This window comes from Agromyces cerinus (genome assembly GCF_016907835.1).
Taxonomy (GTDB): Bacteria; Actinomycetota; Actinomycetes; order Actinomycetales; family Microbacteriaceae; genus Agromyces; species Agromyces nitratus.
Genome location: NZ_JAFBCT010000001.1, coordinates 3,452,356 through 3,470,340, shown reverse-complemented (window position 1 = coordinate 3,470,340; position 17,985 = coordinate 3,452,356). Strand labels below are relative to the sequence as shown.

General features: G+C 69.2%; 22 protein-coding genes. 3 read left to right on the top strand and 19 right to left on the bottom strand.

Annotated elements, in window-relative coordinates; all coding sequences use genetic code 11:
* Positions 1–26 precede the first annotated feature (26 nt).
* Positions 27–1,046, bottom strand: coding sequence for a helix-turn-helix transcriptional regulator (locus tag JOE59_RS16150; protein WP_204462258.1), 1,020 nt, complete (start codon positions 1,044–1,046; stop codon positions 27–29).
* A gap of 101 nt (positions 1,047–1,147) precedes the next feature.
* Here JOE59_RS16150 and JOE59_RS16145 point away from each other — a divergent pair, with 101 nt between their 5' ends.
* Positions 1,148–1,549, top strand: a complete 402-nt coding sequence (locus JOE59_RS16145; protein WP_204462256.1) for a VOC family protein — start codon at positions 1,148–1,150, stop codon at positions 1,547–1,549.
* A gap of 76 nt (positions 1,550–1,625) precedes the next feature.
* Here the strand turns inward: JOE59_RS16145 and pntB are convergent, their stop codons facing one another.
* Positions 1,626–2,975 (bottom strand): Re/Si-specific NAD(P)(+) transhydrogenase subunit beta, encoded by a 1,350-nt coding sequence (pntB, locus tag JOE59_RS16140; RefSeq protein WP_239561168.1) that lies wholly within the window; start codon positions 2,973–2,975, stop codon positions 1,626–1,628.
* Between the two features lie 88 nt (positions 2,976–3,063).
* Positions 3,064–4,644 carry a Re/Si-specific NAD(P)(+) transhydrogenase subunit alpha gene (locus JOE59_RS16135; protein ID WP_204462254.1) on the bottom strand — a complete coding sequence of 527 codons (1,581 nt, stop codon included), beginning with the start codon at positions 4,642–4,644 and terminating at the stop codon, positions 3,064–3,066.
* Positions 4,645–4,871: 227 nt separating this feature from the next.
* Here JOE59_RS16135 and JOE59_RS16130 point away from each other — a divergent pair, with 227 nt between their 5' ends.
* Positions 4,872–5,585 carry an IclR family transcriptional regulator gene (locus JOE59_RS16130; protein WP_204462246.1) on the top strand — a complete coding sequence of 238 codons (714 nt, stop codon included), beginning with the start codon at positions 4,872–4,874 and terminating at the stop codon, positions 5,583–5,585.
* Between the two features lie 18 nt (positions 5,586–5,603).
* Here JOE59_RS16130 and JOE59_RS16125 read toward each other — a convergent pair whose 3' ends face one another.
* On the bottom strand, positions 5,604–7,511 hold the full coding sequence (locus JOE59_RS16125; protein WP_204462244.1) for an FAD-dependent monooxygenase: 1,908 nt from the start codon (positions 7,509–7,511) through the stop codon (positions 5,604–5,606).
* A 139-nt stretch (positions 7,512–7,650) separates the two neighbouring features.
* The gene (locus JOE59_RS16120) at positions 7,651–8,574 is read right to left on the bottom strand and encodes a methyltransferase family protein (RefSeq protein WP_204462242.1); all 924 of its coding nucleotides are present in this window, start codon (positions 8,572–8,574) and stop codon (positions 7,651–7,653) included.
* An 84-nt stretch (positions 8,575–8,658) separates the two neighbouring features.
* Between JOE59_RS16120 and JOE59_RS16115 the strand changes: the two genes are divergently transcribed.
* The gene (locus tag JOE59_RS16115; RefSeq protein ID WP_204462240.1) at positions 8,659–9,120 is read left to right on the top strand and encodes a hypothetical protein; all 462 of its coding nucleotides are present in this window, start codon (positions 8,659–8,661) and stop codon (positions 9,118–9,120) included.
* Here the strand turns inward: JOE59_RS16115 and JOE59_RS16110 are convergent.
* The 14 genes from JOE59_RS16110 to JOE59_RS16045 all read right to left on the bottom strand — a co-directional run bounded on the left by JOE59_RS16110 (position 9,057) and on the right by JOE59_RS16045 (position 17,859).
* On the bottom strand, positions 9,057–9,749 hold the full coding sequence (locus JOE59_RS16110; RefSeq protein ID WP_239561167.1) for a DedA family protein: 693 nt from the start codon (positions 9,747–9,749) through the stop codon (positions 9,057–9,059). The two genes, JOE59_RS16115 and JOE59_RS16110, sit on opposite strands and share 64 nt — an antisense overlap.
* A gap of 124 nt (positions 9,750–9,873) precedes the next feature.
* Complete coding sequence (locus JOE59_RS16105; RefSeq protein ID WP_204462236.1) at positions 9,874–10,305, bottom strand: SAM-dependent methyltransferase; 432 nt, start codon at positions 10,303–10,305, stop codon at positions 9,874–9,876.
* Positions 10,305–11,606, bottom strand: a complete 1,302-nt coding sequence (locus tag JOE59_RS16100) for a DJ-1/PfpI family protein (RefSeq protein ID WP_204462234.1) — start codon at positions 11,604–11,606, stop codon at positions 10,305–10,307. Before JOE59_RS16100 ends, JOE59_RS16105 begins: the two co-directional genes overlap by 1 nt.
* A gap of 5 nt (positions 11,607–11,611) precedes the next feature.
* A complete protein-coding gene (locus JOE59_RS16095) occupies positions 11,612–12,007 on the bottom strand; it encodes a hypothetical protein (RefSeq protein WP_204462226.1) in 396 nt (131 codons plus the stop codon).
* Between the two features lie 132 nt (positions 12,008–12,139).
* Positions 12,140–12,778: a response regulator transcription factor gene (locus tag JOE59_RS16090; RefSeq protein WP_204462224.1), complete on the bottom strand. Its 639-nt coding sequence runs from the start codon at positions 12,776–12,778 to the stop codon at positions 12,140–12,142.
* Positions 12,775–13,857: a sensor histidine kinase gene (locus tag JOE59_RS16085; protein WP_239560326.1), complete on the bottom strand. Its 1,083-nt coding sequence runs from the start codon at positions 13,855–13,857 to the stop codon at positions 12,775–12,777. The genes JOE59_RS16090 and JOE59_RS16085 overlap by 4 nt, the downstream gene beginning before the upstream one ends.
* Before the next feature lie 125 nt (positions 13,858–13,982).
* Positions 13,983–14,354 carry a hypothetical protein gene (locus tag JOE59_RS16080; protein WP_204462222.1) on the bottom strand — a complete coding sequence of 124 codons (372 nt, stop codon included), beginning with the start codon at positions 14,352–14,354 and terminating at the stop codon, positions 13,983–13,985.
* Positions 14,355–14,479: 125 nt separating this feature from the next.
* Positions 14,480–15,157, bottom strand: a complete 678-nt coding sequence (locus tag JOE59_RS16075) for a hypothetical protein (protein ID WP_204462219.1) — start codon at positions 15,155–15,157, stop codon at positions 14,480–14,482.
* A gap of 6 nt (positions 15,158–15,163) precedes the next feature.
* Positions 15,164–15,526 carry a hypothetical protein gene (locus JOE59_RS16070; RefSeq protein ID WP_204462217.1) on the bottom strand — a complete coding sequence of 121 codons (363 nt, stop codon included), beginning with the start codon at positions 15,524–15,526 and terminating at the stop codon, positions 15,164–15,166.
* Between the two features lie 226 nt (positions 15,527–15,752).
* A complete protein-coding gene (locus JOE59_RS16065) occupies positions 15,753–16,031 on the bottom strand; it encodes a hypothetical protein (RefSeq protein WP_204462215.1) in 279 nt (92 codons plus the stop codon).
* A complete protein-coding gene (locus tag JOE59_RS16060) occupies positions 16,028–16,447 on the bottom strand; it encodes a hypothetical protein (protein WP_204462212.1) in 420 nt (139 codons plus the stop codon). Before JOE59_RS16060 ends, JOE59_RS16065 begins: the two co-directional genes overlap by 4 nt.
* A gap of 8 nt (positions 16,448–16,455) precedes the next feature.
* Positions 16,456–16,614 carry a hypothetical protein gene (locus JOE59_RS16055; protein WP_204462210.1) on the bottom strand — a complete coding sequence of 53 codons (159 nt, stop codon included), beginning with the start codon at positions 16,612–16,614 and terminating at the stop codon, positions 16,456–16,458.
* 209 nt (positions 16,615–16,823) lie between these two features.
* Positions 16,824–17,171: a hypothetical protein gene (locus JOE59_RS16050; RefSeq protein WP_204462208.1), complete on the bottom strand. Its 348-nt coding sequence runs from the start codon at positions 17,169–17,171 to the stop codon at positions 16,824–16,826.
* A gap of 112 nt (positions 17,172–17,283) precedes the next feature.
* Positions 17,284–17,859, bottom strand: coding sequence for a TetR family transcriptional regulator (locus JOE59_RS16045; RefSeq protein WP_307837095.1), 576 nt, complete (start codon positions 17,857–17,859; stop codon positions 17,284–17,286).
* Between the last annotated feature and the right edge of the window lie 126 nt (positions 17,860–17,985).

The following is a 17,985-nucleotide window of genomic DNA, read 5'->3' as shown; positions in this document are numbered from 1 at the left end:
CACATCGGTTGGGGTACCGATCCATCCTACGTTGGCGGCGCGGGCGCCGAGTCCGGTTCAGATGCAGCAGCCTGGGCCGATGCCGGGGCCGGCACCGATGCGTCGGGTGCGTTCCGGGCGACGAGGGCGGTGCCGAGCCGATGCAGCTCCTGCCGGAGCGACTCGGGCTCGACGACCTCGAGGTACTCGGCCCAGCCGGCGAGGCCGCGCGCGATGATGACGTCGGTCGGGGCGGTCACGACGACGCGGGAGCGACCCGGGTCGAGCGGCGCCTCGGCGACCGCTCGCTGGCCGAACTGCGTGTGCAGCAGCGGCACGATGCCCGAGTCGACGATGACCGTCGCGGTCGCGGCGGCACGCTGCTGTTCGACCGCGGCGGTGACGCGCTCCCAGACCTCTGCAAGGTCGAGGTCGTCGGGGCGTTCCGCCGGTTCGCCGGTTCGCACCGCATCGAGCATCCGGTCGACGCGGTAGGTGCGTTCGGCGCCGTCGACCCCGCCGAGCAGGTACCAGTGCTCCTGCCTCTGTACGAGCCCCCATGGGTCGACCGTGCGTTCGGCCGGCTCGCGGTTCCATGCGGCGTAGCGGATGCGGAGTCGCACGCGGTCGACGATCGCCGCTTCGAGCACCGGCAGCAGGGCGGGACGTTCGGGCGAGGGCCGGCCCCACTCGCCCGGGTCGATGACCACGGCTTCGGCCGCCGCCTCGGCGTCGGTGCGGAAGGTCTCGGGGAGGGCGCGCACGAGCTTGCGCAGCGCCGCCTTCGCTTCGGGTGCGACGGATGCCGCGGGGCCGACGAGCAGGAACAGGGCGCGCGCCTCGTTCGACGACAGGCCACTCAGGTCGGTGCGGGCTCCGCCGAGGAGCTGCCACCCGCCACCACGACCGGCCTGCGGATACACGGGGATGCCGGCCGCCGACAATGCCTCGAGGTCGCGTCGGGCGGTCGCGATCGAGACCTCGAGCTCGTCGGCGAGCTGCGCGGCGGTCACCCGACCCCGCGCCTGCAGGGTGAGGAGCACTGCCACGAGGCGATCTGCGCGCATGACTCCATTCTCGCGAATAAAGTAGTCAACAGGTGAGCACTTCTGCGTTCGAGACTGGTCTCAGCACTTCGAACCACATGCAAACCGAAGGGAAGCAACTCATGCTCAGGGGATTCGCCACCGTCAGCTACTACGCCGTCGACCTCGAGGCGGCCACCGCCTGGTACGCCGAGGTGCTCGGCATCGAGCCGTATTTCCGCCGGCCGGGCTACGTCGAGTTCCGCGTCGGCGACTTCCAGCACGAACTCGGCATCATCGACGGGCAGTACCGCCCGACCACGTCGGATGTCCCGGCCGGCGAGATCATCTACTGGGCGGTCGACGACCTGCCGGGCACGTACGAGCGACTGCTCGAACTCGGTGCCACGAGCTACCAGCCGCCGATGGAACGAGGCCCCGGCTTCACGACGGCGTCGGTCGTCGACCCGTTCGGCAACATCCTCGGCGTGATGTTCAACCAGCACTACCTCGACGTGCTCGCCGGGCGTTCGCCGGTCGAGTAGCGAGCGCCAGCGAGCGTATCGAGACCCCGGCAGGTCTCGATACGGCCGCGGCAGCCTACTCGACCAGCGAGAACCGTCAGAGCGAACGCAGGATGTCCTCCACGCGAGCCTTCGCGTCGCCGAAGAGCATCTGCGCGTTGTCGCGGTGGAAGAGCGGGTTCGCCACCCCGGCGTAGCCGGCCGACATCGAGCGCTTGAACACGATGACGTTCGACGCCTCCCACACGCGAAGCACCGGCATGCCGGCGATCGGGCTGCCCGGGTCCTCCGCGGCAGACGGGTTCACCGTGTCGTTCGCGCCGATCACGAGCACGACCGACGTCTTCACGAAGTCGTCGTTGATCTCGTCCATCTCCTCGACGATGTCGTACGGCACCTTCGCCTCGGCGAGCAGCACGTTCATGTGCCCCGGCAGTCGGCCGGCCACGGGGTGGATGCCGAAGCGCACCTCGATGCCGCGCTCGCGCAACCGGCTCGTGAGCTCGGCCACCGGGTACTGCGCCTGTGCGACGGCCATGCCGTACCCCGGCGTGATGATCACCGACCCGGCGTCGCGCAGCAGCTCCGCGGCATCCGCTGCCGTGACCTCGCGGATCTCGCCCGCCTCCTCGCCGTCGCCCGACGAGGTCGGTGCGGCGATGCCGAAGCCGCCGGCGATCACCGAGATGAACGAGCGGTTCATGGCCTTGCACATGATGTACGAGAGGTAGGCACCCGAGGAGCCGACCAGCGCACCGGTGACGATGAGCAGGTCGTTGTTCAGCAGGAAGCCCGCCGCAGCCGCCGCCCAGCCCGAGTAGCTGTTGAGCATCGAGATCACGACCGGCATGTCGCCGCCGCCGATGGAGGCCACGAGGTGCCAGCCGAGGGCGAGGGCGAGCGCCGTCACCGCGACGAGCAACCACAGCTCGGGGGTGATGACGTACCAGACGGTGAGCACGACGAAGGCGACGAGCGCACCGAGGTTCAGCACGTTCTTGCCGGGCAGCATGAGCGGCGCAGACGACATGCGCGCCGAGAGCTTCAGGAACGCGACGATCGAGCCGGTGAAGGTGACGCCGCCGATGAAGACGCCGATGAAGACCTCCGCGTGGTGGATGTCGAGGAGGGCCCCGCTCATGCCGGTGACCTCGAGTGCGCCGTTCCAACCGACGAGCACCGCGGCGAGGCCGACGAAGCTGTGCAGCAGGGCGATGAGCTCGGGCATGCCGGTCATCGCGACGACACGCGCCCGCCAGAGCCCGATCGCGCCGCCGACGAGCACGGCGACGACGAGCAGGATGAGTCCGGTGGTCGCCTGCGGCGAGCCCCAGGCGTCGGCGAACGTCGCGTACACCGTGGCGACGAGCGCGATGGCCATTCCGGCGATGCCGTAGCCGACACCGGCTCTGGCGGTGTCGTGCCGGCTGAGCCCCGCGAGGCTCATGATGAACAGCAGCGCCGCGACGATGTAGGCGGCTCCGGCGATCGACGCCGGGGTCAGCAGGGTCGTGGCCTCTGCGGCGGTCACGAGATCAGCCACGTTCGGCTCCAGTCTTGGCGTTGTCGGCAGCTCCGCGCGAGAACATCGCGAGCATGCGTCGGGTCACGGCGAAACCGCCGAAGATGTTGATGCTGGCCAGCAGCACGGCGACGGTTGCGATGATCTGCACGGCGAGCACATCGCTCGTGATCTGCACCATGGCGCCGACCACGATGATGCCCGAGATCGCGTTCGTCACGCTCATGAGCGGCGTGTGCAGCGCGTGCGCCACCTTGCCGATCACGTAGAAGCCGACGACGACCGCGAGCACCAGCACCGTGAAGTGCTGCGGCAACGGGGGCGGCGCGATCGCGTTCACCAGGAAGAGCGCCGCGATGCCGATCGCGACGAGCACGACCCGCTTCACGGGCGACATCGGCCGCTTCGGTTCCGGTGCGGCTGCGGCATCCGTCGCCCCCGAAGCGGATGCCGCGGCTCCCGGTGCCGCTGAAACCTGCACAGGAGGTGGCGGCCACGTGACGGCCCCGTCTCTCGCGACCGTCACCGATCGCTGCACGACATCGTCGAAGTCGAGGGCGAGCTCGCCGTCCTTCGCCGGGGTCAGGAGCTTCACCAGGTTCACGACGTTCGTGCCGTAGAGCTGCGACGCCTGCGTGGGCAGGCGCGAGGCGAGGTCGGTGTAGCCGAGGATCACGACGCCGTTCGGCGTGACGATGCGCTCGCCCGCGACGGATCCCTCGACGTTGCCGCCCATGCCCGCCGCCATGTCGACGATGACGCTGCCCGACTTCATGCTCGCGACGTCCGCCGCGGTGATGAGTCGCGGCGCCGCGCGGCCCGGGATGAGGGCCGTCGTGATGATGATGTCGACGTCGGCCGCCTGCTCGGAGTAGATCTCGGCGGCGCGCCGGTCGTAGTCCTCGCTCGTGGCCTTGGCGTAGCCGTCGGTCGACTGCTCGACCTCGACCTCGACCTTCAGGTACTCGCCGCCGATCGACTTCACCTGGTCGGCGACCTCGGGCCGCGGGTCGGTGGCGCGCACGATCGCGCCGAGGCTCGACGCAGCGCCGATCGCGGCGAGACCGGCGACACCGGCACCCGCGACGAGCACCTTGGCGGGCGGCACCTTGCCGGCCGCGGTCACCTGGCCGGTGAAGAATCGGCCGAATTCGTGCGCCGCCTCGACGACGGCGCGGTATCCGGCGATGTTCGCCATCGAGCTCAGCACGTCCATCGACTGCGCGCGCGAGATGCGCGGCACGGCGTCCATCGCGAGTGCGGTGACGCCGCGAGCGGCGAGCGCCTCGAGCAGCTCGGGCTTGAACGCGGGTGCAAGCAGGGCGATCAGCGTGGCGCCCGGCGTCAGTTGTGCGATCTCGGCCTCGGTCGGCGCGTTCACCTTCAGCACGAGGTCGCTCGCGAACGCGGCGACGCCGTCGGCGAGCTCGGCGCCCGCCGCGACGTACGCGGCGTCGGGGAACGCCGACCGCGCGCCTGCTCCGGCGTCGACCACGACCTCGTAGCCCAGGGCGATCAGCTGCTTCACGGTCGCCGGGGTGGCGGCGACGCGGGTCTCGGGTCTCTGTTCGGTGACGACCCCGATGCGCGTCATGCGGTACTCCTCATTCGTCTTCTCCATCGAAGCGGTGCAAGCCCGGTCGCTTGCGCTCGCTCAGCGTAGAACGCGAGCGGCGATGATCGGGAGGATTTCGCCGGAATCGAGGGCGAAGGAACTGCGGTTCTTTCGTGCGGCGGAAATCCGCGCGTCCGATGATCGATCGAGGCGTTCTAGTATCGGACGAGCACAGTGATGCCGAGAGGCATCAGGAGGGCGGGGCGATGGTCACCGACGACGCCACCCGAGCCGGGTCGCAGACGCTGAGCCGCGGCATCCGTATTCTCGAGGTCCTGGCCGACGCCGACCGCGCACTCTCGATCGATGAGGTCGCGGCAGCGCTCGGCGTGCACCGCTCGGTCGCCTACCGGCTCGTGCGCACGCTCGAGCACCACGGCCTCGTCACGCGCGACGCGGCGGGTCGCCTCACCCTCGGCACCGGGCTCGCGGCCCTCGCCTCGGGTGTCGCCCGCGACCTGCAGCACCTCGCGCTGCCCGAACTCAATGCGGTCGCCAACGAGCTCGGCATGACCTGCCTGCTGGCGGTGCTCGTCGACGCCGAAGAGGCGGTCACGCTCGTGAGCGCCTCGCCGCGGCAGTCGGTCGCGGTGGTGTCGTATCGTCCGGGCCACCGGCATCCGATCACGCGCGGCGGGCCCGGCAAGGCGATCCTGCTGAGCCTGCCCGAGAGCGCGTGGCCGGCCGAGGTGCCGGTCGGGCTGCGCGACGAGATCGCCGAGAGCCGTCGGCGCGGCTACGCCCTCAGCCACGACGAGGTCGTGCCGTCGCTCGCGTCGGTCGCGGTGCCCCTCGTGCTGCCGGGGCAGCCGCCGGCGTCGATCGCGGTGATCCACGTCTCGTTCTCGCAGCCCGAGTCCGAGATCGCCGACCGGCTGCGGCTCGCGGCCGAGGCGGTCACGCGCGCCTACGGCGCCTGACCGCCCGCTCGCGAACGCTCACCGCGCGAGCATCTGCCCCGCGAAGAACTCGCCGAGTTCGGCGGTCGCCGACAGCGGCAGCACCTGCGCGACGTACCCGTCGGGTCGCACCACGACGACCGCGCCGGCGCGCGAGATGCCGCGGTCCTCGAAGATGTCGGTCGGGCACCAGAAACTCGGGGCGGCGGCGAAGACCTTCTCCCAGTCCATCAGGCCGAGCGGCCCGCTCTTCGGGCGGAACAGCTCGGGGGCACGGGTGATGTCGATCGCCTCATGCGGCTGCTGGTAGATCACCTTGACGTCGAACACGGCGTCGACGTCGGCGCCCTCCGGGGTGAAACGCGCGAACGGCGCGTCGGGCGACGACATCCGTTCAGCCCATTCGTTCAGAGCGGATGCCTCGCCCGCACCGGGCGCGTCGGCGAAGGCGTACACGCGCCAGCGGCCGTCGGCCTTCGCGTGGTGCCCGAGGTGCACGACGTTGCCGTCGCAGACGAACGACACCTGCGACGACTTGAAGCGCTTGCCGATCGGGAACCCGGTCGCGAGCTCCTGGTGCTCGGCGTCGCCCGTGATCATCGACGGCCCGTACTGCGTCATGAAGCCCGACGGGAACTCGGCGGTGCCGAGATAGAAGGTCGCGAGCTCCTGCGGGTCGGAGATCTCCTCGGGCTTGCGCGCCATGAGCGACGACCACTCGCGGTCGAAGTCGATGAGCTGCTGGGCGACGGGCTGCCGCTCGGCCGAGTAGGTCGAGAGCAGCGACTCGGGTGCGAGCCCCGACACCACCGAGCCGAGCTTCCAGCCGAGGTTGAAGCCGTCCTGCATCGACACGTTCATGCCCTGACCGGCTTTCGCGCTGTGCGTGTGGCACGCGTCACCGGTGAGGAACACGCGGGGAGAGGCATCCGCCTCATCGCTCGAACGATCGTCGAAGTGGTCGGTGACCCGGTGCCCGACCTCGTACACACTGAACCAGGCGACGTCGCGTACGTCGAGCGTGTACGGATGCAGGATGTCGTTGGCCTTCGCGATGATCGCCTCGATGGGGGTCTTCCGCACCTCATGGTTGTCGTCTTGAGCGACCTCGCCGAGGTCGATGTACATGCGGCTGAGGTACCCGCCTTCGCGGGGGATGTGCAGGATGTTGCCCGCGACCGAGTTGATCGCGCACTTGGTGCGCCAGTCCGGGAAGTCGGTGTTGACCACCACGTCCATCACGCCCCAGGCGTGCGCCGAGATGCCGCCGAGGTGCTTGCGCCCGATGGCCTCGCGCACGCCGCTGCGGGCGCCGTCGCACCCGGCGACGTACTTGGCGCGCACGGTGCGCTCTTCGCCGGCGCGCTCGCCCGCGACGTGGCGCAGGCGCACCTCGACGGGGTATTCGCCCGCCTCGGGCGTGCCGGCCTCGTGCACGGTGAGCCCCGTGAACTCGACACCGTAGTCGGGCGCGATGCGCCCGGGGCCGTGGGCGGCCGCTTCGGCGAAGTAGTCGAGCACGCGCGCCTGGTTCACGATCAGGTGCGGGAACTCGCTGATCTTGTAGCCGTAGTCTTCGGTGCGCGAGGTGCGGATGATGTTCTGGGGCGCCTCGGGGTCGGGCCCCCAGAAGTTCATGTAGCCGATGTTGTAGGCCTCGGCGATGATGCGCTCGGCGAAGCCGAACAGCTGGAAGGTCTCGACGCTGCGCGGCTGGATGCCGTCGGCCTGGCCGAGCACGAGGCGGCCGTCACGACGCTCGACGATGCGCGTCGTGACGCCGGGGTACTGCGAGAGCTGCGCCGCGAGCAGCATGCCGGCTGGGCCCGAGCCGACGATCAGCACGTCGATCTCGTCGGGCAGCTCCGCGGGGCGATCGATGCCGACGCCGGCCGCGGGCTGCACTCGCGGGTCACCGGACACGTAACCGTGGTGGTGGAACTGCACAGCTTCTCCTCACTGCTCTGTGGGCACGTCTCGGCAGGCCGTCGGCCAGTGCGTCGCGTGTTCGATAATAGAATGCGTCATTCTCATATCGCGCACTCATCATAAGCCTGCCTTCGAGGGCGGGCAAACACCGCAGAGCTCACCCGGTGTCGGCAGTACTCGCCATACGGACCCCGGTGATCCGCGGCCACCAGCACCGCACGGCCGCGCGATAGCCCCGGAACTCGTCGCCGAAGCGTGCCTCCAGATCGGACTCCTCGTGCGGCCGCACGGCGTAGTTCCACACGAGCGAGCCGAGGATCGCGTACACGACGACCAGCCAGGAGGAGAGGATCAGCCCGACCGCCACGCCCTGGACGATCCCCGAGAGCGCCATCGGATTGCGGACGTACCGATACGGGCCTGCGATGACGAGACGGTTCGGCATCGCCGCCGGCAGCGGCGTGCCGTCGCCCCTCGTCGACATCGCCGCGGCCGACCAGATTCCCAGCGCGCTCGCGATCACCAGCACCACGAGCCCGGCGATCCGGATGAATGGGGGGAACCCGGCGCCGAGACCCCATCGTTGCTCGAGGAAGTCGATGACGAGCGGGCCGACGACGAGGAACAGGCCCCAGAACACCACGATCTGGGCTGCGGTGCGAGCCGCATGCACCGCGACGCCGCCCCGGGCATCGGCCGGCGCGAAGGCGAAGGGGCCGACGAGGATCCACTCGGTCGGCACCCGCCCGAGGATCAGGAGACACAGGGCCAAGACCGAGGCGCCGGCCGCTGCGGCCATGAAGAGCACACCCCACCCTGCTTCGGACGTGAGAGTCGCGTATCCGGCCAGGGCGACCGTGACGGCGATCGTCCATCCGGTGGCCACGACGGCGGCGAACCGGAGCCCGAACGCGGCCGCCGCCGAGGCGCCAACGAACAGCGGCACGTCGAGCAGCGCGACCACGACGGGGTCGAGCCCGCCGAGGGTCGCCTCGCGCACAGCAGGAGACAGGAACACGGCGACCCACCACACTGCGCCGGCGATCGCCTGCACGGCGAAGTACCTCCGACCCCAACGCATGGCCAAACGGTAACACCGTCGGAGCAGGCGCGGAGCACGCCGGAATCGCCCGGGCGCGTCTGCGGCCGAGGCTAGGATTCGAGCGTGACTCCGCCGAATGAACGACCGAAGATCGTCATCACCCGTGTCGACACGGCCCCAGATGATCTCGTGGCGCAGCTGCCCATTCATGCCGAGCTGGTGCGGATCCTGCCCGGCTCCGATCGGCCCGACTACACCCTCGCCATCGCGAAGAAGCCGATCCACTTCCACACCACCGTGGCGGCCCTCGAGCAGGCCGGCGTCGACCCGAGCGCGGCCGACCCGCAGATGATCCGCGTGCACGACGACGGCTCGGCCGACCTCGTCGTGTTCGGACTGGTGCTGTGCGCCCGTGTGGCGGGCGAGACGATCCACCTCGCGATGGAGGACTTCCCGGTCAACATCGCCTACATCATCGACAACACGCAACTCGGCGACGCTTCGGTGGACTTCTCCAAGAGCTACTTCGCCGCGATCGGCTTCGTCAGCATGGATGCATCCGGCCCGCCCGTGTCACCCGCGTAGCGTCGAGACACCGACGAGGGGCCCTCGGCAGCAGCGTCCGTCCGGCGCCGGCGGGCCGCGGCGACGCGATCGATCACGAGTCCGATCACGAGCGCGAAGGCGACCCCCAGCACGGCGCTGAGCAGCGGCTTGCCCTCGAGCCACTGTCCGGCCAGGATTCCGATGCCCGCGCTGTAGAGGGCCCAAGTCACGCCGGCGACGGCGCTGATGGGCAGGAAGCGGCGCCAGGGATAGCGCAGCGCACCGGCCGACATGTTCACGACCACACGGCCGACCGGGATGTAGCGTGCCCCGAGGATGACCGGCGTGCCGCGGTGCACGAGCGCTCGCTGCGCTCGAACGAAGGCCGCCGAGACCCGCGGACCTCGCATCCAGCGGAACCGCGTCGTGCCGACCGCACCGCCGATCGCGTACGCGATGTTGTCGCCGATCGTCGCGCCGACCGCGGCGACGAGGCACAGCAGCAGCACTGTTGCGGGGTCGCCGGCAGACGCCGCGACAGCGGCGGCGGCCACCAGCACCATCTCACTCGGGATGGGCGGGAAGAAGCCGTCGATGACCGCCGTCGAGAACATGACGAGGAGGAGCCACGGCGAGGCCGTGGCCTGCAGGATGAAGTCGTTGAGCATGTCCACATCTCGACGCTACGAACGCCATCCTCGTCGGCGCGTCCCTCGGCGGTATCGCCCGCGTAGTACTTCGGAGTGATCTCGACGGGTCACGCGGTACCCGCGTCGTACGGTGCCCCGATGCTCAGCCGAGCGGGATCTCGGTCAGTGGCGACCCCGTGTCCACGTACAGCTTCCCGTTCGGGATGAGCGCCTGACGGATGTTGGCCACGGCCGGTGCGTACAACCGCGCGTGGCGGCCGTCGAGCGCACCGACCCGGCAGGCGAACGCGAGATCGAACGGCGGCGTGCCGGGTTCCAGCTCGAAATCCTCCACTGCTGCGCACATCGTCGAGAGCAGGCCGGAGTCGATCTCCTCCCGGCAGTTCGCACGGGTGAGCCTGATGCCGGTCTCGGAGCGGTCCAGCACGAGCACGTGACCGTGCGGGCCGACGCGCGCGGCGACCTCGCGCGCGGCGGACCCCGGCGCACCGCCGATCTCGAGCACGCGCATGCCCGGGTGGAGCGGCAATGCGTCGACCACACGGCGCAACCGGTCCGAGAGCTCGCTCGCCATCAGTTCCTCCTCCGTGCATTCTTGCGGGCGCGCAGAAGCGCGAACACTCCGAGCGCGATGAGCACGCCGACCAGGGCGAGCGCGAGCGGCCGCAACGTCTCCGCCCACGGCCACGCCTCACCCTCGAGCGCCAGGCCGTCGATCGGATACTCGAGCACCTTCGCCGTCCACTCGGCGGTGGCCACGTCGGTCGTTCGCGCGAGGTCCTGCAGCACGGCGTCGAAGGCGAAGCCCGACCGGTGATGGGGGTACTGCACCGGTTCCATCCCGGGCACGGCCTCGTGCTCCGTCGTGCCGGGAACGACGAGTCGATCGAGCCCGACCCCCGAATCCGCACGCGGCACGAAGGTCAGACCGTGGCGGGACTGCACGGGCCCGTCGCCCACGGCGACCGTGCCCACTGCGAGTGACTGCCCGTAGGTGTCGAAGACCGAGGCGAGTTCGATCTCGCCGACGCCGTCGGTGAGTTGGACCCCGATCCGCGGTCGGTCCCAGCCGAACGCGGTGTTGAACGCGACCACGGCATCGGATGTCTCGAGCTCCGCCTGCTCCATGGGCGCCGCGCCGTCGGGGTCGAAGTGCGGCCACTCGATCGCGCGGGCCGCGTCAGCCGCGGCATCCGCACCGATGAGTCGATCGACGACGTGGAGGGTGCCATCGATGCCCGACAGGATGCCGGCGGTGCTGACGACGTCGCCGTCGTCGACGTACCGCGTGCCGCGCTCCCAGTCGACGGCCGGATACGTGCCTTCCCAATCGTCGAGGCGCAGCCAGTGCGCGGTGGCCCGGTGGCCGTCGAGCAGCCCCGCCGAGGCGACCACGGCGGCACCGTTGCAGATGCTGAGGAGCAGCGCACCGCCGTTCGCCTGGGTCTCGAGCCAGTCGGTGACGGGCCTCGTCGTCGGCCGGCCGACATCCGGCATTGCGGGCACCACCACGAGGTCTGCAGGCCCGCCCATCTCGTCGAGTTCGGCGAAGGTGAGGTCGGGCACGAGGTCGAGCCCGCCGGTCAGCGGCACCGGGTGCGCACCGGATGCCACGGTGTACACGTTGAACGCCCCGGTCCTCGCGAGGATCTCGTACGGGGCGAGCGTGTCGGACACGACCGCGCCGTTGTCGCCGACGACGACGACCGCCGTGGGTTTGGCCGGGTCGTGTTCGACCGGTGCGGGCGGCTGGGAGGCGCCGTCGGTTCGCGGTTCGTTCAGGGCGAGGGCGTCGAAGACGGCCGGAGCGCCGAGGGTCGCGGGAAGCGCCACCGCGGCGAGCACGAGCACGAAGGCTCGGAGGAAGGCACGCATCGAGCTCACCACCCGTACTCGTGCCGGCGGCGCAGCATCGCGATCACCATCGCCGGCAGCATCAGCACGTGGGCGGCGGTCATGAACGCCATGGCCGACAGGGCGCCCACCCAGTGGAACGGCAGCAGCACCAGGAACGGCAGGTACATGGCGGCGACCATCTCGCCGATGGCCGGCAGGCCATGGCCGCGGATCCGCATCCACACGGCCATGCCGATCGACATGTCGGTGGCCATCACCAACGCCTCCGCGGTCGTGTTCTCGTCGAGCCCCGGCCACGCCCAGTCCCACACGGGGCCCAGCACCACCATGCCCAGCACCATGGCGATCACCATCTCGACGCCGTGCAGCGCGAACCGCCCCACTGACGGTCGGTGCAGCGTCGTCTCTTCGTGGTCCATTTCGACTCCTCTTCGGGATTCCAGTGTTCGGACACTGGGAATCCTTCGCCGTGAGCAGGCGTGCGTCAGGTGCTGAAGGTCACGCCTCGGGTCACGTACGGCGGGTGACCCCGCAGACTTCGGGCGGAGTCGTCAGAGGATCTCGAGGTCACGCGCGCGGAGCGCCGCCTGCGTGCGGTCGCGCACCTCGAGTTTCGCCAGCACGCTGGTGACGAGATTCTTCACCGTGCCCTCGGCGAGAAACAGGGCGCCGGCGATCTCGCGGTTGCTGCGGCCCTCTGCGAGCAACCGCACCACGTCGACCTCTCGCTCGGTGAGCGGATGCTCCGGCGGCGGCGCATCCTGCGGCATCCGCGCCACCCGTGCGACCACCTTCGCGGCCACTGACGGCTGGAGCACGGATTCGCCTCGAACTGCCGCGCCGAGCGCTTCGACGAGCCTCGCCGAGCTCACGTCCTTGAGCAGGTATCCGACGGCGCCGGCACGCAGCGCGGCGAACACGTCCTCATCGTCGTCGAAGGTGGTCAGGGCGAGCACCCGAACGTCGGGTTGCTCACGACGAAGGCGCGCGGTTGCGGCGATGCCGTCGAGCACCGGCATCCGAAGGTCCATCAGCACGACGTCGGGATGCAGCAGGCTGCTGCGCCGTACGGCTTCCTCGCCGTTGCCGGCCTCGCCGACGACTTCGATTCCCTGCTGCACCTCGAGCAGGGTCGTAAGCGCCTCACGGAAGAGCGCCTGGTCGTCGGCGACGAGCACGCGGATCGTCATCCCGGCACCTCCACGGTGAGGCTGAGTCCGGTGGTGCCGGCCGGCTCCACCGAGATGCGTCCGCCGAGGTTCGCCATCCGCTCGCGCAGGCCGGTGAGCCCGAAGCCGTCTCCCGGCTTCTCGGGAAGGCCCCGACCGTCGTCGCGAACCTCGAGCCTGACGTGATCCTCAGCGGAGAAGTCGAGGACGACCGTCGTGCTGCTCGCGTCGGCGTGCTTGCGAACATTGGTGAGACCTTCCTGAGCCGCCCGGAACAGCGACTCGTCGACGTCCGCGCGGATGGTCCGGGCCTGCCCGAGCACCTCGACCTCGGTCGGCACGCCCGCCTCGGTCGCCTCCTCCGCGAGGGTCTGCAGTGCCTCCGGAAGCGCGGGACGATGTTCGCGCAGGGCCGCCACCGAACGCCGGACCTCGGCGAGGGCCTGACCCGACTGATCCTGCGCCGTCGCCAGCATCGCGTCGAGCCGCTCCGGCTCGGCGGTGCGGATGACCGCGCGAGCCGCCTCGAGCTGCATCTGCACGACGGTCAGATGGTGTCCGACACCATCGTGGATGTCGCGTGCGAGCCGGTTGCGCTCCTGGATGACGGCCAACTGCTCGGCCTGCGCGGCGTAGCCGCGCAGGCGCTCGTTGGCATCGGCGAGCTCGGCCCTCGCCGCCCGCTCCCGCACCAGGAGCCAGGTCACGATGAGCGTGAACGTCGTGACGGCCAGGGTGCCGAGGCCCTCGCGCATTCCGCCCTGCCAGTCCATCCCCAGATGCACGAACGGGATGATCGCGGCGACCACCGCCGCGGCCGGCAGTGGAAGGAGCAGGACACTCTGGGAGACGAGCACCACGAGCAGCAGGATCGAGCCGATCGCCGCGCCCGAGAGCGAGAACACCACGAAGCCGAGGGGCAGCTGCACGGCGACGTACGCCACCGCCCACCAGATCGAGCGGTCCTGAACGAATCGGAACCCGAAGATCGCGAGCACGGTGAACGCGAGTCCGACGAGCATGGTGGGCAGCAACTGCTGCTCGAAGCTCGCGGACCCGAGCGGCAACGTCGCGTACGCGACGACGGTGAGGATAGCCAAGGCCCACTGCACTGTTCCACTGTGAGGGCGCTCGGCCTCACAGGTCAACCCGTGCTGGGCGCCCCGACGGGCGCGCCGTCGTCTCCGAGGTGGTCGGTCACTCACCTCGGATGTCGCGGGGTCGGTCAGTGCCTGCCGGCGTACCGGGCCGCGCCGACGATGACGGCAAGCGCTGCACCGAGCGCGGTCACCAACGGCACGGCGACCACGGCGAGGGCGACCGTGTTGGGGCGGAACTTCAGTCCGTCGGGACCGCCGATGTACGCCCCGATCGGCACGGAGTAGCCACCACCACCGCCACCGCTTCCCTCACCTCGTCCGGCCGGGGTCTTCTCCGATGCCGGCATGTCGCCGGAGCCCTCGCCCCCGCCGAAGCCGAAAGCCACGAGTGCCACGGGCACGAGTTCGCGCCCGTCTACCGTGGTCTTCTCGCCGTATGCCACCTTCGCGCCCCACGCGGGCACCGATTCCGCCAGGTTCTCGATGATCTTCGCCATGGCTCGACGGTACGCGCGATGTCCCCGCGCGGCTAGACACGAAGACGTTCGTCCACGTCGGATGGCCCGCATGACCAGAGTCGCCGGCGTGAGAAATCACCTGCCCGCACGCATGCGCTCGATTCCTAATCGGGGGCGCCGGGCGCGTCTCGGAAGTAGCGAACGGACACCGTCGCGACGATGACCTCTGATTCACCGGATGCGACCAACTCGGGAAGTCGATCAAGCAGATCGCCGTCATCCTCGTGGACGACGTCGTTCGCGAGCCATCCCTGTACCGGAAGGTCGTCAACGGTCGAGGGTTCGTCGATGAGCTCGCGTGAAACGTCGACGAGGACGGTGTATCCGTCGGCCTGGATCCGATCGCTGACGAAGTACTCGCCGTCCCAACGTTCGGTTGCAGGGGCACCAAGCCCTGCGCCGAGCTGCTGTATCGCTGTATCGAGGTCGACGGTGACGTCGTCGGCTGGCGTGTACACGACACGCTCGACGGCGAAGCACTCGTAACCCTCCACATGTCGGTCATCCAGGCCGTCACGATCACTCGTCGGCGAACCGCACGCATCCACCGTGCGGTGCGCGGCGCGAGTGAACCCGGATGGGGCCGTGAAGTCGAAGCCGGCAAGCGCCCGGTGGCCGTCATCTCGGGCCTCTGCAGCGCCGGCCAGCTCAGCCTCGTTCGGAGCTCGGCTGCAGCCGGATACCCCGATCGCGAGAACACACACGATCAGGGCAGGGATACCCTGGCGCCGCACTCGCGCGAGGACCCTGGAGCACGATTGCTCCGACACGTTCGTGAGCACGTTCGCTCAGCCCGCGTGGGCAGGAATGTCGAGGTCGAGTTCGACGAACGGGGTGACGAGTACCGTGAACTGCTCGGGGGTCAGCCGCCGGCGCGTCACGATCGCGCGCGCCGCCGTGGAGATCGCCGTCCGAGCATCCGAGTGGAGCCCGATTCGATGCTCATCGAGTTCGTCGGCACGGGGAAGCAGCGCTGCTCGAATCCGATGATCGAGCTCGGAGTTCGCGCTCGCAGACGGACCCGCCGCGTCGCTCGCCTCATTGCCACCCTCGCCCAAGAGGTCGAGCTGGCTTTCGAACGCCGCTTCGAGGGCCGCCGCAGGCAGCGCCGTCGCCGCATCGACGAACCGCGTCGTCTCGGTGTCCAGCATCAGTTCGTCGCCCCCGGAGTCATACGTGCGATCGTATCGAGGTCATGACGGATGACTCGAGCACGATCTTCCTCCCTCCGTCACGACGAAGTACTGTTCGAGCGCCTGGCCTGCTTGATTCATCGTCACCATGCATGCGTCCCACGCGCCGCGGCGCCGGTCAGAACTCGATACCGACGTCGCGATACGCGCCGGTCAGAGACGACCTGGTCGGGCAGGAACGACATCAGAGATCCTCCCTCGACTCCACTCGGTATCCGAAGGCACGAGCCGCCTCGAGAAAGGAGTCGAGGTCGGCCGCTTCGCGGAGCAGCTCACCCAACTCCCCCTCATTCTCAGCCATCCGGAAGACCGCGGTCGCGAAGGGGTGCGTCACCGGCGCAGTGCCGGGCAACGGCGGCGGCGACGACGTGCTGACCAGGATGCCGCTCTCTTCTCGAAGCTCGAGCGCGAGTTGATCACCGGCGAACACCTGGTAGCGCCCCGGTGGCTCGAGTTGGGTCATTCCGCTCCGTCCGATCGGTAAGGGCACGGGGAGGCGTCCCCATGCGCGTGTTGCTCACCGGCGCGAGCAGGAACATCGAGGCCGACCTCGACGAACGGGGTGACGAGCAGTGCGTATTGCTCGGGCGTCAGCTGGGCGGACTTCTCCACCGCCCGTGCGGCGATCACTACTGCACTCTTGGCGTCGGAGTGCAGCCCCAGCCGGAAGTCATCCAGCTCGTCGGCCCGCGGCAGCAGCGCCTCGCGCACCGCATGCTCGAGCTGCGAATTGTCGATCGCAGACAACGTCAACGCGCGCGATGCCTCCTTCCCACCGGCTCGGCGCAGCGAAACCGCGCGCTCGAAGGCCGCGGCGAGCGACACCGGCGGGAGCGCGCAGGCCCGCGCGATGAACGACCGGGTGGATGTCTCGAGCACGATGTTCCTCACTCCGTCACGTCGACGAGCGTCATGCGGCTGATCTTCGCGAAATTCGGAGTGTAGAACTCCCGACGAACCGCGCCCGTGCGCTTGTCGCCCGAGATCGCGGGCGGGTGTTCGACGAAGTACCGTTCGAGCGCCTGCCGTGCTTCGTGGATCGTCATGGTCCTCGTCTCCATTGCGACAGAGAAGTGACACGGCCCGTGGGAATTGGTCATCTTCCGCGGGTGTAGGTTCCGCGCGGAGATGTCGCCATTGCGCCGAACCCACGACATTTGTCCGGGGTGGAGTGAGCGGGATTCCACGGTAGGTGGCAATTTCCTACCCGTGGCCGGCGTCGTCGAATAGCCCGTCCCGCCCAAAAGCAAATCCACTACGGGGCAACCTGGTCTGACGTCTGCCAGTACGGCAGGAGCACGGCGATCCAGACGCCGGCCGCGGCGATGAGAGACAGGAAGGCAACAGCTGATCTGCGCGGCCGCGAAGTCACGCGCGGCCGCGAAGCCTCCCGCCCGATCGCGACCATAGCGGAAATCGTGAGCACGAGCGCAACAAGCGGTGGGATGACTGCGCCGAAGGGGATCCAGATGAGGATCCAGGTCGCGGCGTAGAGCGGCAACGCCAAGAGCACCGACGAGACGATGACTGTCCAGGCGATCGCAGTGCTGTCCTTGCGGGGCGTGTTGGCGCGCACCTGGTTGCGGCCCGTGAACGGTGGCATGGCAGTCACGCTACTTGAACCGCCGGAATGACCAGTACGTGACAGGTACTCGTGGAAGTGACACGACTCGCCCGTTGGCCGATCGGCATCGAACGGTGCCCTGCGAGATGCGTCAGCTTGGTTGCAGTTCGGCGATTGCAGACCTGAGGTGCCCGGGATCGAGGCCGAGCGCCCACTCGGTGGCGTCGGTGACGAAGCGGGTGTATGCGTCATGCTCGAAGGCGCCGACGTCGTTCACGTAGGCTCCGTAGCCGTCGACGGCGATGAAAATTCGAATGCACGCGTCGAACGGATCTGCGCTGAATTCGCCCGTCGCGACGCCGGCCTCGATGAGTTCGAGCAATCGCGCGCGGTCGAGTGCCTCCTGTTCGACGAGCGCGGCGGCGAGAGCGGGAGTGAACCGGCAGAGGTGACGCGCATTCAGCCAGAGCCTGGCGATGTCGCGACCCTCGGCGCTCTCGACGTGCTCGACCATTCGCGCGAGTCGCTCGAGCGGCGCGCCGTGCTCGGGCACCATCGCGTCGCGCTCATCTGCGACGGCCTGCACGAACGCGGCGATGACGAGGTCTTCGGCGACTGGGAAGTAGTGGGTGATCAGGCCCGGCCGAACGCCGAGTCGCTCGGCGACGGCGCGGAGGGTGATGCGCTCGAGCCCATCGGCGAGCGCTACCGCGGCGGCTTCGCGCACGATCTCGGCTCGGCGCTCGCTGGGTCGCTTTCGCGAGCGCACAACCGGAGCACTTGACATCATGCGGCTCATGTTATTGGATGAGCGACCAATAGCCAATTGGTCAACCGACCAATAGCGGTGACG

Excerpts from the sequence above, each read along its gene's own strand:
- JOE59_RS16120 (WP_204462242.1), bottom strand. The coding sequence starts at position 8,574 with ATGCGTTGGGGTCGGAGGTACTTCGCCGTGCAGGCGATCGCCGGCGCA.
- JOE59_RS16055 (WP_204462210.1), bottom strand. The coding sequence starts at position 16,614 with ATGACGATCCACGAAGCACGGCAGGCGCTCGAACGGTACTTCGTCGAA.
- JOE59_RS16105 (WP_204462236.1), bottom strand. The coding sequence starts at position 10,305 with ATGGCGAGCGAGCTCTCGGACCGGTTGCGCCGTGTGGTCGACGCATTG.
- JOE59_RS16050 (WP_204462208.1), bottom strand. The coding sequence starts at position 17,171 with ATGCCACCGTTCACGGGCCGCAACCAGGTGCGCGCCAACACGCCCCGC.
- JOE59_RS16130 (WP_204462246.1), top strand. The coding sequence starts at position 4,872 with ATGGTCACCGACGACGCCACCCGAGCCGGGTCGCAGACGCTGAGCCGC.
- JOE59_RS16095 (WP_204462226.1), bottom strand. The coding sequence starts at position 12,007 with ATGGACCACGAAGAGACGACGCTGCACCGACCGTCAGTGGGGCGGTTC.
- pntB (WP_239561168.1), bottom strand. The coding sequence starts at position 2,975 with ATGAGCCTCGCGGGGCTCAGCCGGCACGACACCGCCAGAGCCGGTGTC.
- JOE59_RS16070 (WP_204462217.1), bottom strand. The coding sequence starts at position 15,526 with ATGCTGGACACCGAGACGACGCGGTTCGTCGATGCGGCGACGGCGCTG.
- JOE59_RS16080 (WP_204462222.1), bottom strand. The coding sequence starts at position 14,354 with ATGGCGAAGATCATCGAGAACCTGGCGGAATCGGTGCCCGCGTGGGGC.
- JOE59_RS16135 (WP_204462254.1), bottom strand. The coding sequence starts at position 4,644 with ATGACGCGCATCGGGGTCGTCACCGAACAGAGACCCGAGACCCGCGTC.
- JOE59_RS16150 (WP_204462258.1), bottom strand. The coding sequence starts at position 1,046 with ATGCGCGCAGATCGCCTCGTGGCAGTGCTCCTCACCCTGCAGGCGCGG.
- JOE59_RS16100 (WP_204462234.1), bottom strand. The coding sequence starts at position 11,606 with ATGCGTGCCTTCCTCCGAGCCTTCGTGCTCGTGCTCGCCGCGGTGGCG.
- JOE59_RS16110 (WP_239561167.1), bottom strand. The coding sequence starts at position 9,749 with ATGCTCAACGACTTCATCCTGCAGGCCACGGCCTCGCCGTGGCTCCTC.
- JOE59_RS16090 (WP_204462224.1), bottom strand. The coding sequence starts at position 12,778 with ATGACGATCCGCGTGCTCGTCGCCGACGACCAGGCGCTCTTCCGTGAG.
- JOE59_RS16065 (WP_204462215.1), bottom strand. The coding sequence starts at position 16,031 with ATGACCCAACTCGAGCCACCGGGGCGCTACCAGGTGTTCGCCGGTGAT.
- JOE59_RS16145 (WP_204462256.1), top strand. The coding sequence starts at position 1,148 with ATGCTCAGGGGATTCGCCACCGTCAGCTACTACGCCGTCGACCTCGAG.